Origin of the sequence: Sphingomonas sp., from assembly GCF_032114135.1 — a bacterium.
Lineage (GTDB): Bacteria > Pseudomonadota > Alphaproteobacteria > Sphingomonadales > Sphingomonadaceae > Sphingomonas.
In genome coordinates this window covers 174046-189660 of record NZ_DAMCTA010000003.1, presented here as the reverse complement: position 1 = coordinate 189660, position 15615 = coordinate 174046, and the positions used below count along the sequence as shown (strand labels likewise).

General features: G+C 67.2%; 17 protein-coding genes. 9 read left to right on the top strand and 8 right to left on the bottom strand.

All coding sequences use genetic code 11. From position 1 onward, the window contains the following. Positions 1-2: 2 nt before the first annotated feature. The 5 genes from pheT to rpmI all read right to left on the bottom strand — a co-directional run bounded on the left by pheT (position 3) and on the right by rpmI (position 4877). The gene (gene pheT / locus RT655_RS16710) at positions 3-2426 is read right to left on the bottom strand and encodes a phenylalanine--tRNA ligase subunit beta (protein ID WP_313538870.1); all 2424 of its coding nucleotides are present in this window, start codon (positions 2424-2426) and stop codon (positions 3-5) included. Then, a complete protein-coding gene (gene pheS / locus RT655_RS16705) occupies positions 2423-3514 on the bottom strand; it encodes a phenylalanine--tRNA ligase subunit alpha (protein WP_313538868.1) in 1092 nt (363 codons plus the stop codon). Before pheS ends, pheT begins: the two co-directional genes overlap by 4 nt. A 71-nt stretch (positions 3515-3585) precedes the next feature. Then, positions 3586-4203 carry a LysE family translocator gene (locus RT655_RS16700; protein WP_409530289.1) on the bottom strand — a complete coding sequence of 206 codons (618 nt, stop codon included), beginning with the start codon at positions 4201-4203 and terminating at the stop codon, positions 3586-3588. A 90-nt stretch (positions 4204-4293) separates the two neighbouring features. Next, entirely contained in the window at positions 4294-4659 is a 366-nt protein-coding gene (gene rplT, locus RT655_RS16695; protein ID WP_066721145.1) for a 50S ribosomal protein L20, read from the bottom strand. Positions 4660-4673: 14 nt separating this feature from the next. Further along, the gene (gene rpmI / locus RT655_RS16690; RefSeq protein ID WP_093298324.1) at positions 4674-4877 is read right to left on the bottom strand and encodes a 50S ribosomal protein L35; all 204 of its coding nucleotides are present in this window, start codon (positions 4875-4877) and stop codon (positions 4674-4676) included. A 152-nt stretch (positions 4878-5029) separates the two neighbouring features. Here rpmI and RT655_RS16685 point away from each other — a divergent pair, with 152 nt between their 5' ends. Together RT655_RS16685 and RT655_RS16680 are read left to right on the top strand one after the other, a co-directional pair. Beyond that, positions 5030-7165: an AsmA family protein gene (locus RT655_RS16685; RefSeq protein ID WP_313538864.1), complete on the top strand. Its 2136-nt coding sequence runs from the start codon at positions 5030-5032 to the stop codon at positions 7163-7165. Positions 7166-7208: 43 nt separating this feature from the next. Continuing rightward, positions 7209-8324, top strand: a complete 1116-nt coding sequence (locus RT655_RS16680; protein WP_313538862.1) for an acetylxylan esterase — start codon at positions 7209-7211, stop codon at positions 8322-8324. Between the two features lie 7 nt (positions 8325-8331). Here the strand turns inward: RT655_RS16680 and hisN are convergent, their stop codons facing one another. Continuing rightward, positions 8332-9114: a histidinol-phosphatase gene (gene hisN, locus RT655_RS16675; protein ID WP_313538860.1), complete on the bottom strand. Its 783-nt coding sequence runs from the start codon at positions 9112-9114 to the stop codon at positions 8332-8334. 64 nt (positions 9115-9178) lie between these two features. Here hisN and RT655_RS16670 point away from each other — a divergent pair, with 64 nt between their 5' ends. The 5 genes from RT655_RS16670 to RT655_RS16650 all read left to right on the top strand — a co-directional run bounded on the left by RT655_RS16670 (position 9179) and on the right by RT655_RS16650 (position 13517). Beyond that, entirely contained in the window at positions 9179-10246 is a 1068-nt protein-coding gene (locus tag RT655_RS16670; protein WP_313538858.1) for a phospholipase A, read from the top strand. Between the two features lie 54 nt (positions 10247-10300). Beyond that, entirely contained in the window at positions 10301-10852 is a 552-nt protein-coding gene (locus tag RT655_RS16665) for a redoxin domain-containing protein (RefSeq protein WP_313538856.1), read from the top strand. 278 nt (positions 10853-11130) lie between these two features. Then, positions 11131-12162 carry a GGDEF domain-containing protein gene (locus RT655_RS16660; protein ID WP_313538854.1) on the top strand — a complete coding sequence of 344 codons (1032 nt, stop codon included), beginning with the start codon at positions 11131-11133 and terminating at the stop codon, positions 12160-12162. A 270-nt stretch (positions 12163-12432) separates the two neighbouring features. Beyond that, positions 12433-12561, top strand: a complete 129-nt coding sequence (locus RT655_RS16655) for a hypothetical protein (RefSeq protein ID WP_313538853.1) — start codon at positions 12433-12435, stop codon at positions 12559-12561. 98 nt (positions 12562-12659) lie between these two features. Further along, a complete protein-coding gene (locus tag RT655_RS16650; protein WP_313538852.1) occupies positions 12660-13517 on the top strand; it encodes a glucose 1-dehydrogenase in 858 nt (285 codons plus the stop codon). A gap of 18 nt (positions 13518-13535) precedes the next feature. Here RT655_RS16650 and RT655_RS16645 read toward each other — a convergent pair whose 3' ends face one another. Together RT655_RS16645 and RT655_RS16640 are read right to left on the bottom strand one after the other, a co-directional pair. Beyond that, complete coding sequence (locus tag RT655_RS16645; protein ID WP_313538851.1) at positions 13536-14150, bottom strand: YbhB/YbcL family Raf kinase inhibitor-like protein; 615 nt, start codon at positions 14148-14150, stop codon at positions 13536-13538. A 56-nt stretch (positions 14151-14206) separates the two neighbouring features. Then, the gene (locus RT655_RS16640) at positions 14207-14878 is read right to left on the bottom strand and encodes a glutathione S-transferase family protein (protein ID WP_064310728.1); all 672 of its coding nucleotides are present in this window, start codon (positions 14876-14878) and stop codon (positions 14207-14209) included. A gap of 99 nt (positions 14879-14977) precedes the next feature. Between RT655_RS16640 and RT655_RS16635 the strand changes: the two genes are divergently transcribed. Both RT655_RS16635 and RT655_RS16630 read left to right on the top strand, forming a co-directional pair. Further along, positions 14978-15223, top strand: coding sequence for a type II toxin-antitoxin system VapB family antitoxin (locus RT655_RS16635; protein WP_313538847.1), 246 nt, complete (start codon positions 14978-14980; stop codon positions 15221-15223). Beyond that, positions 15220-15615, top strand: a complete 396-nt coding sequence (locus RT655_RS16630) for a type II toxin-antitoxin system VapC family toxin (RefSeq protein ID WP_313538845.1) — start codon at positions 15220-15222, stop codon at positions 15613-15615. The genes RT655_RS16635 and RT655_RS16630 overlap by 4 nt, the downstream gene beginning before the upstream one ends.

Here is a 15615-nt window from a genome sequence, read left to right as displayed (position 1 = left end):
CATCATCCTCGCAGGGTTGCCCCAAGCTTCGTCGCCGCCGCGACGACCTTGTCGGCCACTGCCTTCAGGTCCGCGTCGGTGAAGCTCTTTTCGCCCGGTTGCAGCGTGACTTCAATGGCCAACGACTTCTGCCCCTCCGGCACGCCCTGGCCGGTGAACAGGTCGAACAGCCGCGCGTCTACGATAATGCCCTTGTCGGCACCCTTCACCGCGCGGACGAGATCGCCCGCCGCAAGGCCGATCGGCACCAGGAAGGCGAAGTCGCGGGTCACCGCCTGCAGCGCCGGCGGCGTGAAAGCCGGGCGGGTGAAGCCGGCAGCCTTCTTGGCGGGCAGCGCGTCGAGATGGATTTCCACCGCCGCCACCGCGCCATCGAGGTCGAACGCCTTGAGCACGCTCGGGTGAACCATGCCGAAGCTGGCGAGCACGGTCTTGGGGCCAAGGCGCAACGTCGCCGACTGGCCGGGATGGTAGGCGGCCCCGGCCTCGCCCATCACCTGCAAATTGGCGACCGGCGCGCCGGCGGCCTCCAGCAGCGCCAGTGCCTCGGCCTTGGCGTCGAACGCAGTGAAGGGCTGGGCCTTGCCGGCCTGCCAGCCACGCGGCGCCTTGGAGCCCGCCAGCACGAGACCCAGCGTCAGGCGCTCCTTGTCCGCCAGATAGCGGCGGCCGACTTCGAACAGGCGGACGCTGGTGGCGCCGCGCTTGAGGTTGCGCTCCGCCGCCGCGAGCAGGCCCGGCAGCAGCGAAGGCCGCATGACCTTCATGTCCTCGCTGATCGGATTCGCCAGCGTCCAGGCGCCGCCACCGAACACTTCGGCCTGCGACTCGGGCAGGAAGCTCCAGGTGATCGCCTCGTTGAGCCCGCGCGCGGCAGCGGTGCGGCGCATCCGGCGCTCGAGCTTCTGCTCGGGCGTGGCAGTGGGCGTCGCTACGCCGGGCGTGCGCGGCAGCGGGACGGACGGCACATTGTCGATGCCGGCGATGCGGATCACTTCCTCGACGATGTCGGCCGGGCCGTCGATGTCGCGGCGCCAGCTGGGTGCGGTGACGCGGAGGGCGTCGAAGCCTGCGTCCAGCGCGACCGGATCGCCATTGCCGTCGAGCGGCTGGACGACGAAGCCCAGGCTTTCGAGGATCTCCACCTGCTGTTCCGCGGGCACGGCGAGGCCGCCGAGCGTTTCCGCCAGCTTCGGATCATAGCCGACGACCGCACCCACCTTGGGCGGCGTGCCGCTGCGGGTCACCTCGCTGGGCGTACCGCCGCACAGCGCCAGCACCAGCCGGGTGGCGATCGCCAGTCCCTCGTCGAGGAACTCTGGGTCGACGCCGCGCTCGAAGCGGGTGCGCGCATCGCTGGTCAGTAGCAGCTTCTGGCCGGTGCGGGCGATATGCTCGGGATCGAAATAGGCGCATTCGATCAGCACATCGGTGGTGTCGTCCGAACAGCCCGAATGCTCGCCGCCCATGATGCCGCCAATGTCGTGCACCGCCGCATCGTCGGCGATCACGGTCATGCTGTCGGTGAGCGTGTAGCTCTTGCCGTTCAGCGCGAGCACGGTCTCGCCGTCCTTCGCCTTGCGCGCGACCAGCCCGCCCGAGAGCTTAGCCATGTCATACACATGAAGCGGACGGCCGAGCCCGAACATCACGAAGTTGGTGATGTCGACCAACGCGGAAATCGGCTTCTGCCCCACCGCCTTGAGGCGCTGCTGCAGCCAGTCCGGCGACGGCCCGTTCTTCACGCCGCGCACGATCTGGCCGTAGAAGGCCGGGCAGCCCGCCGCATCGTCGGTGCGCACGTCGGGCCCCGCGCCCTGCGGCACGATCGACGGGAGCCCCGCAACCACCGCGTCCAGCGGCTTGAGCGAGCCGAGCCCCGCCGCCGCAAGGTCGCGCGCGATACCGCGCACGCCCATGCAATCCTGGCGGTTAGGCGTGATCGACACGTCGATGACGGGATCATCGAGGCCGGCATAGTCCGCATAGGCTGTGCCGACCGGCGCATCGGCCGGCAGCTCGATGATGCCGTCATGGTCTTCGCCGAGCTCCAGCTCCATCGTCGAGCACATCATGCCGTTCGATTCGACACCGCGGATCGCCGAGACCTTGAGCTGCATGCCGTTGGCCGGCACCACCGCGCCGGGAAGACCCAGCACACCGACCAGTCCCGCCCGCGCATTGGGTGCGCCGCAGACGACCTGCAGCACGCCGTCGCCGGTCTCGACACTGAGGACCTGCAGCTTGTCCGCCTGCGGATGGCGCTCGGCGGTCAGCACGCGGGCGACGCGGAAGCCGTTCAGCCGCTCGGCGGGGTTCTCGACGCCCTCGACTTCGAGGCCGACCCGGGTCAGCGCCTCGAGGATCTCGGTCAGCGAGGCCTCGGTCTCCAGATGCTCCTGGAGCCAGCTCAGGGTGAACTTCATGCGCCGGCTCCCCCGCTCAGCGTGGGCACGTCGAGCGCTGAGAAGCCGTAATGCTTGAGCCAGCGCAGATCGCCGTCGAAGAAGGGGCGCAAGTCGTCCATCCCATATTTGAGCATCGCCAGCCGGTCGACGCCGGTGCCGAAGGCGAAGCCCTGCCATTCGTCCGGATCGAGCCCGCAGGCCTCGATCACCCGCCGGTGCACCATGCCGCTGCCCAGCACTTCCATCCAGCCGCCGCCGGGCGCGTCGCCGCTGCCGCCGATCACGCGCTTGCCGTCCTTCCAGGTGAAGCCGACATCGACTTCGGCCGAAGGCTCGGTGAAGGGGAAATAGCTGGGGCGCAGGCGCAGCACGATGTCGTCGCGCTCGAAGAACGCCTTGAGGAAGGTCTCCAGCGTCCACTTCAGGTGGCCAAGGGTGATGCCCTTGTCAATCACCAGGCCTTCGATCTGGTGGAACATCGGCGTGTGCGTCGCATCCGAATCCGAACGATAGACGCGGCCCGGCGCGATGATGCGGATCGGGGGCTTGCTGCTGGTCATCGTGCGGATCTGCACCGGGCTGGTGTGCGTGCGCAGGACCATCGGTCGCTCATGCTCGCCGGCGATGTAGAAGGTATCGTGCATCGCGCGCGCCGGATGCGTCTCCGGAATGTTGAGCGCGGTGAAATTGTGCCAGTCGTCCTCGACCTCGGGGCCGGTGGCGACCGCGAAGCCCAGGTCGGCGAAGATCTCGGCCAGCTCGTCCATCACCTGGCTGACCGGGTGGACCGAGCCGGGCGCGACGCCGTCGACCGGCAGCGTCATGTCCACCGTCTCGCTGGCGAGGCGCGCGTCGAGCGCGGCCTGCTCCAGCCCCGCCTTGCGGGTGGCCAGCGCCTCGGTGACGGCTTCGCGCAAGGAATGGATGCGCGGGCCCTGTTCCTGGCGCTCTTCGGGCGTGAGCTTGCCGAGCGTCTTGAGCAGGCCGGTGATCGCGCCCTGCTTGCCGAGCGCCTGAACGCGCACCGCCTCCAGCGCATCGAGCGCGGTGGCGGCATCGATCGCGGCAAGCAGCTCGCCGCGCAGGGTATCGAGATCGGTGGTCATCGTTTTCCGTTCACTGTGCGAGATGGCTGGAACCTCAGACGGGCCCCTAGGTCAAGGCGTTTGAGGGACCGCTACACCCGGCTGCCGAGCAGCGCGGCGCCAAAGGCGACGAACACGCCGCCCGTCACCCGGTTGAACATCCGCTGGCGGGCTGCCGGTGCCAGCCATGCCGCGAGCGAACGGCCGCCCAGCGCATAGACCGAGAACCAGAAGGCCTCGATCACCACGAACGTGCCGATCAGGATCGCCAGCTGCGGCAGGAAGGGCCGGTTCACGTCGAGGAACTGCGGGAACAGCGCGGCGGCGAAGACGATGAGCTTGGGGTTGGACAGCCCCGTGCCCAGCCCGGTCAGATACCGCGCGCGCACCGACTGGCGCACCGGCGCCGGTGCATCGGCGTGGGCCTCCTCCACCGGCGCGCGCCAGGCCTTGATGCCCAGCCACAGCAGATAGGCGACCCCCGCATAGCGCAGCACGTCGTACAGCCCCGGCGACGCCTTGAGCAGCGCCCCCAGCCCGGCCGCCGAGGCGACCAGGCAGAACAGGTTCGCGCTCATCAGCCCCGCGGTGGTCGGCAGCACGCGGGCGGCGCCCTCGCGGATGCTCTGCACCATCACGTGGAGCATGTTCGGCCCCGGCGTCATCGACACGAAAAACACGGCGGTGACGTAGAGCCACCAGGTCTTCATCGCCACGGGATCACCTCCCCCGGTTGGAATGAAAAAGGGCGCCGAAGCCGCAGCCTCGACGCCCCTATATCAGCTTGCGCGCAGGTCCGCTCAGGCGGCCTGGGGCAGTGCCGCCTTCGCCTGCGCGATGATGGCGCTAAATGCCTCACCTTCGTGCATCGCGATGTCGGCCAGGACCTTCCGGTCCAGTTCGACACCCGCCAGCTTCAGGCCGTGCATGAACTGCGAATAGGTCAGGCCTTCGGCGCGCACACCAGCGTTGATGCGCTGGATCCACAGGGCGCGGAAGCTGCGCTTCTTTACCTTGCGGTCGCGATAGGCGTACTGGCCGGCCTTTTCGACGGCCTGGCGCGCGATGCGGATGGTGTTCTTGCGACGGCCATAATAGCCCTTCGCCTGATCCAAAATCCGCTTATGCTTCGCCTTGGTGGTCGTACCACGCTTCACTCGTGCCATTTTTCAGGACTCCCTTACTTCAGGCCGTACGGCGCCCACGCGACAACGCGCGCGACGTCTGCATCGGCCAGCACGGAGGTGCCGCGATTGGTACGGATATACTTCGAATTGTGCGAGATCAGGCGGTGACGCTTACCAGCGACGCCGTGCTTGACCTTGCCGGTGGCGGTGAACTTGAAGCGCTTCTTCACACCGCTCTTGGTCTTGAGCTTGGGCATTTTCGTCTCCTTTTGGTTCGACGATTGCAGACAGCCGCGGCAGCCCTATTAGCCGGACGGTCCCTCGATCGCGGAAAGGCGGCCCCTTAGCCGATGGTTTGGCGATATGCAACCACCGGGGAACCGCGGGACCGCAGGGGATTTTGAAGACCATGGCCGATCTCGACGTCCCCGTCCACGCCGCCGAGCAGGCATCCCCGCCGCTCCGGCCGGCGCGCGCCATGGGCACGCCGCTGGCCGCGACGATCGCGGTCGTCACCAGCCTGGTGGGCCTCGTCGTGCTCGCCTGGGCGATTCTGTTCGTCACCAAGGGCCGGTTCCTCAAGGGCACGTTCGAGTCGATCGCGAGCAGCAGCGCAGACCGCAAGGTGCGCGTGGCGGGCGACTTCCAGCTTTATTTCGCGCCGTTCAACCTGAAGTTCGTCGCTGAGGGGCTAAGTGTCGAGAACCCGGACTGGGCCGGCACCAGCCCGTTCTTCACGGCGAAGCGAATCGATGCGCGAATCGCCACCTTCTCGCTGCTCGCAGAGCAGAAGCGCTTCCAGTGGCTCGGCCTCACGGACGGCCGAATCGACCTCCAATGGGATCGCGACGGCAAGCAGAATACGTGGACCTTCGGCAGCGGCGGCGGCAAGCCGCTGACCATGCCGCTGATCCAGCGCGCGCGAATCGCCGGCACGCAGATCCGCTATCTCGACCCGCGCCACCAGCTCGATGCGGCGATTCGCGTCGACACCGTGGCGGCCGAGGACAACCGCTTCGCCGATACGGTCCGGTTCGACGGCAACGGCACCGCTCGCGGCGCCCGCTTCACGCTGGCGGGCGCGCTGCTGTCCTCCAACAAGACGCTGGCGGGCGGCGAGAACCGGCTGCGGCTCCACGCCGAGGGCGTGCGCAGCCAAGTCGACATCGCGGGCACGCTGCCCGGTGCGACGGTGCTGGAGGGCGCCAAGCTCCACATGGATCTGCGCGGGCAGAATCTCGCCGATGTGTTCCTGCTCGCCGGCATCGCCGTGCCCGACACGCGCACCTACCGCCTGACGTCGGTGGTGACCAAGGCCGGCGACGAGTGGCGTTTCACCGGCATGAAGGGCCGGTTCGGCGACAGCGATCTTGCCGGCAAATTCACCGTGAAGCTGGGCGAGCCGCGCATGCTGGTGACCGCCGACCTGTTCACCCATGTGCTCGACATCGTCGATGCCGGGCCCTTCATCGGCTACAACCCCAATGCGCTCGCCGCTCAGGGCGCGCAGGCGGCGGTGACGCAGGTCTCCGGCACGCCGCGGCTGCTGCCCGACGCGCCGCTGCGGATCGAGGCACTCAAGAATTTCGATGCCAAGGTGCAGTGGCAGGTGCGCACCGTTCGCGCGCCCAACCTGCCGGTGTCGAACATCGAGCTGGGTCTCGACCTCAAGGACCGGCTGCTCAAACTGAGCCCGCTCAACTTCAGCCTCGCGCGCGGCACGGTGACGTCCGACATCAGCATCGATGCGCGCAAGACGCCGGTGTTCACCACCTACGATATCCGCCTGTCGCCGACGCCGATGGGGGTGCTGTTCGCCGGCTTCGGCGCCGAGCAGTCCGGCACGACGGGTATGCTCAAGGCGCGCATCCAGATGAGCGGCAGTGGCAACAGCGTGCGCGATTCGCTCGCCAGCGCCAACGGCCGCATCGCGGTGATCCTGCCCAAGGGCGATTTCTGGACGCGCAACACCGAGCTCGCCGAATTCGACATCGGCACCTTCGTCCAGAAGATGTTCGAGCAGAAGCTGAAGGAGCCGGTGCAGATCAATTGCGGACTGATCGGCTTCACCGTGCGCGACGGCATCGCCGCGGCCGATCCGATCCTGATCGACACGCAGAAGAACGTGATGCTCGGCCGCGGCGGGTTCAGCTTCAAGAACGAGACGATCGACCTCGCCTTCCGCGCCGACTCGAAGCGGTTCAGCCTGTTCTCCGGCCAGTCGCCGGTGGGGATCGGCGGCTATTTCGCCAAGCCGGGGATCAGCGTGATCAGCCCCGAGCTTGTCGGTCGCGCCGGCGTCGGGCTCGGGTTGGGCGTCGCCGCCTCGCCGCTGGCCGCGGTGCTGGCGTTCGTCGACTTCGGCGACGCCAAAGCAGCGGATTGCGGGCCGGTGCTGTCGGGCGCCACCGCCGCCAGCCAGCGCGACGCGAAGGGCCGCCCGCGCGACGATGTCGGCCGCGGCACCACCGCCAAGTCGGAAAGCGGCAAGGCGAACGCGGGCGAAGTGAAGAAACAGCGCAAGAAGTTCCTCGGCATCTTCTGATCAGCTTGCGGGCATATCGAGGCAGGCGCAGGATCGCTGCGCCATGCTGCGCCTGCTGATCCTCTCCGCTGCGTTTGCCATGGCGGGCGACGTCCGACCGCCCCAGCGCGTGACGGTCGCACCCGCCGCGTCAGAATCACTGGAACGCCTGCCGGTCCATGTCGCCGGACGGGTCGAGGCGACCCCGACCGGGTATCGCCATCAATGGCCGGGCATCTATTTCGAGGCGGGCTTCCGCGGCCCACGCATCGTGCTGCGCTTCGATGATGCGATCAACGAATGGCGCGCGAGCATCGATGGCGGATCGCCGGTGACGATCGATCGGCCCGGCAAGGCCGATGTGACAATCGATGGCCTTGCGCCCGGCACGCACCGCATCCGCCTCGACAAGGTCACGGAAAGCGCCGCCCCCGCCACCTTCCGGGGCTTCTTCGTCGGCCGGGGCGATGCCCTTCCCGCACCGCCCGCCCGTCGGCGCCAGATCGAGTTCATCGGTGATTCCTCGATGACCGGTTATGGCGCGCGCGCCGATCGGCGCGATTGCACGCCCGAACAGGTGCGCGCCACCACCGACACGCCGGGCGCCTTCGCCGCACTTGCTGCGCAGCACGAAGGGGCCGACTATCAGATCAACGCGATGTCCGGCCGGGGCCTGATCCGCAACGCGGGCGGCAGCGTGCCCGACGGCGCGATGACCCAGCTCTGGCCGCGCCGCATTCCCGTCGGGCCAGCGCCGTTTGCGGACCCTGCCTGGCAGCCGCAGATCGTGATGCTGAAGCTGCAGGCCGATTTCGTCGGCGCGCACCCCGATCCGCGCTGGCCGACGCTGGACGCGCTCGTCGCCGACTATGCCGCGAGCTATGGCCGGTTCCTCGCGCAGCTGCACGGTCGATATCCGCGAACGGTATTCCTCCTGTGGTGGTTCGACACAAGCAACGCCCCGCCCGACCAGGCGCAAATGCTCCGCAAAGCCGAGGCACAGATCAGCGCGGCGGCCAGGTCAGCAGGTGCACGCGACCTGCTGTTCCTGCCCTTCCCGGCCGCGCAGTTCCGCGCAACCGCCTGCCACGGCCATTACGGCTTGGAAGCGCAGCGGCAGATTGCCGACTGGCTGGTGCGCGCGATCGATGCGCATCCGGCATTCTGGGACGGCCGATAGCCGGGGCTCAGTGGCCCCGGCAGTCCATCGCCTCGAGGATGTCGTCGATCCGTGCCGCGTCGCCCGCCGCGATCACCTCGCCGGTGCTGCCGGCGTGGAGCGGATCGCCCTGCCAGTCGCACATCCGCCCGCCCGCGCCTTCGATCACCGGCACCAATGCGGCGAAATCATGCAGCTTGAGCCCCGCCTCGACGACGATGTCGAGCCAGCCGCTCGCCACGCAGCCATAGTTGTAGCAATCGCCGCCGAGCACCGTGCTCATCACCTTGGCATCCAGATGCTCGAAAGCGTGGAGCTGGCCGTCGTCGAACAGCGCGGGCGAGGTCGTGGCGAGGATCGCCTGGTTCAGGTCGCGGCAGATGCGGGTGGTGGCGGGCTTGCCGTTGAACAGTGTCTGCCGACCGGTCACACCCAGCCAACGCTCGCCGATAATCGGCTGGTCGATCACCCCGAGCACTGGCCAGCCCTTGTCGACCAGCGCGATCAGCGTGCCGAACACCGGCCGCCCGGCGATGAAGGCGCGGGTGCCGTCGATTGGATCGAGCACCCATTGCCGACCGCTGGTACCTTCGCGGACGCCAAATTCCTCGCCGATGATGCCGTCCATCGGCCGCTCGGCGATCAGCAGCTTGCGCATCGCCTCCTCGCCGGCGCGATCGGCGAGAGTGACCGGCGACTGGTCTTCCTTCGCCTCTACGCCGTGCTCGGCGCGGAAATAGGGGCGGATCGCGGCGCCGGCGGCGTCGGCGAGGCGGGCGGCAAGCGCGATGTCGGTTTGGGAAACGGCCATGCCCCAGCCCTACCGGCCCGAATTTGACTCGCCAAGGTCACAAACGCCTGCCACTCCGCGGATCATGCGTGGTTTCGCCGCTCTTCCCCTGCTCGGCCTGAGCTTTGTCGCCGCGCCTGCGCTGGCGCAGATACGCGCCGTGCCGGCGCAGCCCGCCTCCGAACAGGCGGCACTGCGCGGCGTCGAGGTGTTTCTGGTCAACGAAGGCGAGGCGCCGATCGCCGATACCGGCCCGCGCCAGATCGAGATCACCGCGGCCGACGGCACGCGGTTGGTGCTGGAGCGTACACCCGGCCCGACGCCCACCATCGGCCCGCACAGCTTTGCAAAGGCACGCTATGTGCCGGTGGGCGTCGCCGGGCTGGCGGTGCCCCCCGCTGCGCAGCACAAGCCGGCCGAGACGCCCGAGCAAGAAACGGTCGTGCAAAGCTCCACCGGCAGCTCGAGCGGGCTGCTCGCCCGGTTCGAGCCGCACGAGCCCGTCTATGGCGCGTTCGGCCTCAAGGACTCGGGCGGCAAGCTGCAGGTCAGCTTTGCGGTGCGGCCGTTCGCCGAGGATGCCCCGCTCCAGCTCGGCAATCTGCGCTTCGCCTATACCCAGACGATGTTCTGGGCACTGAACGAGCCCTCCGGCCCATTCCGTTCGACCAACTACAGCCCCGAGCTCTATGCCGACGTGCCGGTCGATGAAACGACCCGCGTCGCCCTTGGATGGCGGCACGATTCGAACGGGCGCGGCGTCACCGATTCGGTCGACATCAACCGCATCTTCGTACGCGGCGAGAAGACGTTCGACCTGGGCGGCGACTGGCGAGTCGATGTCGCCCCCCAGGCCTGGGCCTATGTCGGCAGCAGCGGCACCTTCCACGACATGAAGGACTATTACGGCTACACCGCACTCGCCGCCTCGATCCAGCAGAAGGACGGCATCAAGCTTGCTCTGACCGCACGCGGCAACGTCAAGACCGGACACGGCGCGGCCGAAGCCTTTGTCTCCTATCCGCTGCGCCGGCTGGGCGGCGGTCTGGGCATCTACCTCTTCGGACAGGCATTCACCGGCTATGGCGAGGCGCTAGACCGCTATAACGTCAGCGACACGCACGCACGGATCGGCATCGCCTTCACCCGCTAGCCGCCGCGCGCGGCGTGGCGTAGACACGAGACCAACCAATTCTGGGAGATCGATATGCGCCTGAAGCTCGCCCTTGCCGCCCTTGCTCTGCCCTTCGCCGTGATGCCGGCGAATGCATCGCTCACCACCGGGGCCAAGGCGCCCGTGTTCACCGCCAAGGGCGCGGTGGCCGGCAAGCCGATCACCGTCGACCTCAAGGCCGCGCTCAAGAAGGGGCCGGTCGTGCTCTACTTCTTCCCCGCCGCCTTCACCTCGGGCTGCAATGCCGAGGCGCATGCCTTTGCCGAGGCGCTGCCCGATTTCACCAAGGCCGGTGCCACCGTGATCGGCATGACCGCGGGCAATGTCGACCAGCTCGAGCAGTTCAGCAGCCAGTATTGCGCCGGCAAGTTCGCCGTGGCCGCCGCTACGCCCGAGGTGGCCGTAGGCTATGACGTGGCAGCGAAGAAGCCCGACGGCACCGTTGCAAAGTTCACCAGCCGCACCAGCTATGTGATCGCGCCGGACGGCAAGGTGCTGTTCGTGCATTCGGATCCTAGCCCTGCCGACCATATCCGACTCACCCTGGCGGCCGTCCAAAAGTATCGCGCGACTCACCGCAACTGACGCACGCCGCAGACGACGAAATTTGTTGCGGCCGATCCGGAGGCGTTCATCCTCCGGATCGGCGGAAACTCTCGCGCCGCTGCACCAACCCGCTGAAACCTGCTATAATGTAAGCCTATCCCGACCCGTCCGGTAGTGCGCACATACAGGGTGAACCGAGCGGCAACTAGATATTAGCACTCTCCACTTATTCCTTGTGCGCAACATAGCGGCCGTCATGCCGTGATTTGCACGGGGGTAAGGAGCGTATGCGCATCGCGCGTGCCATTCGTTCAGAAATGGGGGGGGATGAAGGCCGAGCGCTCTTCGAGCGCATCGGCGCGTTCCTTCTCGACCAGCGGCTGGCACCCACGCCGATCAACTATGCCTTCGCCCATCGATTGTTCACAGAGCCCGACGACGCACTAGCGCGCGCGGTGGAGCTGATCACCGAGCGGGGCGTACGGATCACCCCGCGGGATATCCAGACGCTTACCGCGGATCATGCGTCCGACGAGCCGCAGCAAACCCATGTCGATTTCAAGGCGCGCGCCGAAGGGCTGGTCGCGCGCACCCAGATGCAGGTCGAGGGTTTCGCTGACATGGTCACCGCCATGCGTGCCGAAACCGCCGATTTTGGCCGCGACCTGGCGGCGAGCGCCGAGGCGATGTCGACCGGCTTCGAAGCGCCGCAGGGAGGGGACGGCGTCGTCCGGATCACCGCTGCGATGCTGGACCGCATCCGCATCGCCGAGGAAAAGCTTGAGACGACCACCCGCGAGGCCAACGACCTGCGCGAGAAGCTTGAAGAAGCACGCGACAATGCGCGTCGCGACCCGCTGACCCAACTGCCCAACCGGCGTGCCTTCGAAGAGGCCTTCGCCGCGCAGGAAGCGATCGGCGGCAGCATGTGCGTCGCCGTGTGCGATATCGATCGTTTCAAGTCGGTAAACGATCGCTTCGGCCATGCGGTGGGCGACCGTGTGCTGCGCGTGATCGCGGATGCGCTGAGCGAGTGCTGCCGCGGGCATCTGGTCACGCGCTATGGCGGCGAGGAGTTCGCCATTCTGTTCACCAACGTGCCGATCGAGACGGCGCGCGCGGTGCTTGAGCACGCGCGCGGGACGGTGCAGACGAAGCGGTACAAGTTGCGCGACAATGACGCACCGCTGGGGGAGATCACCTTCTCCGCTGGACTGACGCCGGTGCAACCCGGCGAGATGCATCAAACGGCCTTCCACCGCGCAGACCGGCTTCTATACCTCGCGAAGAACGAAGGCCGGAACCAAGTGAAGATTGGTGGCACCAACTTCGGCGATTCACACCGATAAATAGCACCACTCGCCATATATGTTGGCCGCACGAACCAATTTTCAAATGCACCGTCGCGAGCGTTCTAACATTATCAACTACTTATGGGGTTTGGCACGCTCCCTGCAAAACATCTGGCATCGGCCGACGGATGGTCCGCCCGCCGAACCACAGGGAGTAACCACCATGACCGCTCGTCTCGTTTCGCTGCACCAGACCGTTGCCGTCAGTGCCGCTGTCCTGCTCACCGCCGCGCTCGTCCTGTTCTCCACCCCCGTGATCCCGGTCGCATGATCGCGCTCGTACCCAAGGAGAAGATCAGCATGTTCCGCAGCTTTCTCATCGGCGTCGGGTCGTTCGGCATCACCACGGTGATGATCCTCGGCAGCGGCCTGCAGGGCTCCAGCCTTCTCGGCTGACCCTGCCGGCCGCCCCGGCGGCCCAATTTTCCTGGAACTTGCGGCCCTCGCGCCCGGTTCTTTCGGCACCCCTCCCCAAGACCCCAGGAGCCGTGCCGATGTCCGAAATCCCTATCATCGATCGAGTCCGCGAGGATGCGCTCCCCGGTGAGGAGCGCACGCTCGATCCCAAGCCCGAGTGGCAGCCGCGCTATCGCGGATCGGATCGCCTGAAGGACAAGGTAGCCATCGTCACCGGCGCCGACAGCGGGATCGGTCGCGCGGTCGCTGCGCTCTATGCCCGCGAGGGAGCAGACGTCGCGATCGTCTATCTGAACGAGCACCGTGATGCCGAGGACACCGCCGAGGCGGTCCGCGCCGAAGGCCGCCGCGCGATCACGATTGCCGGCGATGTCGGCGACAAGGCGTTCTGCGAAGAAGCCGTTGCCAAGGTGATTGCTGAGTTCGGCCGGCTCGACATCCTCGTCAACAATGCCGGGGAGCAGCATCCCGACAAGGACATTACCGACATCACCGAGCAGCAGCTCCGCCGGACCTTCCAGACCAACATCTTCGGGATGTTCTTCCTGGTCCAGGCCGCGTCGCCGCACCTCAAGCAGGGCGCTGCGATCGTCAACTGCACCTCGGTGACGATGTACCAGGGCGAGCCCGAGCTGCTCGACTATAGCTCTACCAAGGGTGCGATCACCGCCTTCACCCGCAGCCTGTCGATGAACCTGATCGAGAAGGGCATCCGCGTGAACGCCGTGGCACCCGGCCCGATCTGGACTCCGCTGAACCCCAGCGGCGGCGCGTCGCCGGAGAAGCTCGAGCATTTTGGCGAAAGCGTGCCGATGGGCCGGCCGGGCCAGCCCAACGAAGTCGCCCCGGCCTTCCTGTTCCTCGCCTGCGAGGATTCGAGCTACATGTCCGGCCAGGTGCTCCACCCGAACGGCGGCACCGTCGTCAACGGCTGAACGGCGCCCGCGCCGGTCTCAGACCGGCGCGGTTTCGCCCACCAATCCCGTCGGGGCTTCTTCGCCGCGCGAATAGACGCCGGTGAGCAGCCCGGCGGCAAGCACATGCCCCGCCATCGCCCTGACCAGCGCGCTACGCCCAGGATTCTCGCCGATCTCGCACCCGCCGCCGAGCGCGAACAGCTGGAAGGCATAATTATGGGGTCCATGGCCGGTCGGCGGATCGGGCGGCAGCCAGCCCTCGCCGAGATAGCTGTTGCGACCGACATCCTTGCCGTCCGCATCGCCGGCGCCGTCGGCCCGGATCGCACCTTCCTTCAGGTCGCCCTCGACGGGCAGGCCCCAGACCACCGCATGGACCAGCGGCTGCGGCGCCGGCGCATCGGGATCCTCGACGATCAGCGCCAGGCATTCGGTGCCGTCCGGCACGCCGGTCCAGAACAAGGGCGGCGACACGCCCTCGCCGTCGGCGGTGAAGCGCTCGGGCAGGCGACCGCCATTGGCGAAGGCCGGGCTGGCGAGGTGGAGCACCTCGAAGCTGCCGAGTTCGGGCTGGACGATCGCCAGCTTGTTGGCGCCGGCGCGCAGACCCTTCAGCGCGCTTCCCAGCCAGTGCGGTACATGTTCGAGCATCGCGGACTCTCTCCCGTTTGGCAGCCAAACGCGCCGGGCCCCGCGATTATCCCGCGTTAGAGGTCCAGCTTCTCGTAATCGGCCGGCGGCGTGATTCCCTCCATCCGCTCGGCGAGCAGCTGGCGGAAGCTCGGGCGGCTCTTCATCCCGATATACCAGCGTTTGGCGAGCTCGTGGCTCTTCCAGTCGATCCCGCCCAGATAGTCGGCGACCGAAATCTGCGCCGCCGCCGTGATGTCGGCAAGGCTCATCGTCGCGCCCGCCAGCCAGGTGCGGTGGTCGAGCAGATAATCGATATAGTCGAGATGGCCGACCGCGGCCTTCATCGCGTCGCGCAGCACCTTGGCGTCGGGCGGCTGGCGATAGACGATGCGCTTGATCATCCGCTCGTGGAGCAGCGGCGCGGTGATGTCGCTGTAGAAATTGTTGTCGAACCACACCACCAGCCGGCGGATTTCGGCGCGATCGACCGCCGAGCCGTTGAGCAGCGCGTTCTTGCCCACCGTCTCCTCGAAGAACTCGCAGATCACGGTGGAGTCGATCAGCGTCACGTGGCGCTCGGCATCGATCATCACCGGCGTCTGGCCGGTGGGGTTGAGGTCGAGGAACTCGTCGCGCCGCTGCCACGGCGATTCGCGCACCGGCTCATAGGCGATGCCCTTCTCGCCCAGCAGGAGCCGGACCTTGCGCGAGAAGGGACAGAGCGGGAATTGAAGGAGCTGCCACATGGGAGAAGCCATAAGCAGCGGAAATGGGCCGGGGAAGACTCGTTGTAGCGCTGCCCACAATTCTATATTTTGAGCCGCATTCTAGAACGGAGCCGCACCATGGCGCTCAGCATCAAGGACGAAGAGACCGACCGGCTGGTCCGCCGCTACGCGCGCGCCAAGGGGGTGAGCTATACCACCGCGATCCGCATGGCCGTGCGCGAGGCGATGGATCGCGATCGCACGAGCGCGGACAGCTTTACCGATCGGCTGAAGCGCGCTCAGACCGTTGCAGCTGCTGAACCGCGCAATGACCGCAGCGCCGACGACATACTGGGATATGACGAGCACGGTTTGCCGCGGTGATCGCGATCGATACCTCGGCACTTGTCGCGCTGCTCTTCGTTGAGCCCGAAGCGGACCGCATCGCGGCGCTGCTGGATGCGACCGACACCGTGCTGATCGGCGCGCCTACGGCACTGGAATTTCGCATGGTGGTGCTCGGCCAATCGACCCGCGCCGCCGCCGACGCCGGCTCGGCGCTGCTCGCCAAACCGCCTTTCGTGGTCGTTCCGTTCGGCGAGGATCACCTGCAGGTCGCTGCCGACGCATTCGACCGCTTCGGCAAGGGCCGTCACCCCGCCCGCCTGAACTATGGCGACTGCATGGCCTATGCGGTCGCCGCGCTTGCGGACTGCCCGCTGCTCTTCAAGGGCGACGACTTCCGCCATACCGACGTGGTCGCCGCCCTCGATTGA

Excerpts from the sequence above, each read along its gene's own strand:
- pheT (WP_313538870.1), bottom strand. The coding sequence starts at position 2,426 with ATGAAGTTCACCCTGAGCTGGCTCCAGGAGCATCTGGAGACCGAGGCC.
- pheS (WP_313538868.1), bottom strand. The coding sequence starts at position 3,514 with ATGACCACCGATCTCGATACCCTGCGCGGCGAGCTGCTTGCCGCGATC.
- RT655_RS16700 (WP_409530289.1), bottom strand. The coding sequence starts at position 4,203 with ATGAAGACCTGGTGGCTCTACGTCACCGCCGTGTTTTTCGTGTCGATG.
- rplT (WP_066721145.1), bottom strand. The coding sequence starts at position 4,659 with ATGGCACGAGTGAAGCGTGGTACGACCACCAAGGCGAAGCATAAGCGG.
- rpmI (WP_093298324.1), bottom strand. The coding sequence starts at position 4,877 with ATGCCCAAGCTCAAGACCAAGAGCGGTGTGAAGAAGCGCTTCAAGTTC.
- RT655_RS16685 (WP_313538864.1), top strand. The coding sequence starts at position 5,030 with ATGGCCGATCTCGACGTCCCCGTCCACGCCGCCGAGCAGGCATCCCCG.
- RT655_RS16680 (WP_313538862.1), top strand. The coding sequence starts at position 7,209 with ATGCTGCGCCTGCTGATCCTCTCCGCTGCGTTTGCCATGGCGGGCGAC.
- hisN (WP_313538860.1), bottom strand. The coding sequence starts at position 9,114 with ATGGCCGTTTCCCAAACCGACATCGCGCTTGCCGCCCGCCTCGCCGAC.
- RT655_RS16670 (WP_313538858.1), top strand. The coding sequence starts at position 9,179 with ATGCGTGGTTTCGCCGCTCTTCCCCTGCTCGGCCTGAGCTTTGTCGCC.
- RT655_RS16665 (WP_313538856.1), top strand. The coding sequence starts at position 10,301 with ATGCGCCTGAAGCTCGCCCTTGCCGCCCTTGCTCTGCCCTTCGCCGTG.
- RT655_RS16660 (WP_313538854.1), top strand. The coding sequence starts at position 11,131 with ATGGGGGGGGATGAAGGCCGAGCGCTCTTCGAGCGCATCGGCGCGTTC.
- RT655_RS16655 (WP_313538853.1), top strand. The coding sequence starts at position 12,433 with ATGATCGCGCTCGTACCCAAGGAGAAGATCAGCATGTTCCGCAGCTTT.
- RT655_RS16650 (WP_313538852.1), top strand. The coding sequence starts at position 12,660 with ATGTCCGAAATCCCTATCATCGATCGAGTCCGCGAGGATGCGCTCCCC.
- RT655_RS16645 (WP_313538851.1), bottom strand. The coding sequence starts at position 14,150 with ATGCTCGAACATGTACCGCACTGGCTGGGAAGCGCGCTGAAGGGTCTG.
- RT655_RS16640 (WP_064310728.1), bottom strand. The coding sequence starts at position 14,878 with ATGTGGCAGCTCCTTCAATTCCCGCTCTGTCCCTTCTCGCGCAAGGTC.
- RT655_RS16635 (WP_313538847.1), top strand. The coding sequence starts at position 14,978 with ATGGCGCTCAGCATCAAGGACGAAGAGACCGACCGGCTGGTCCGCCGC.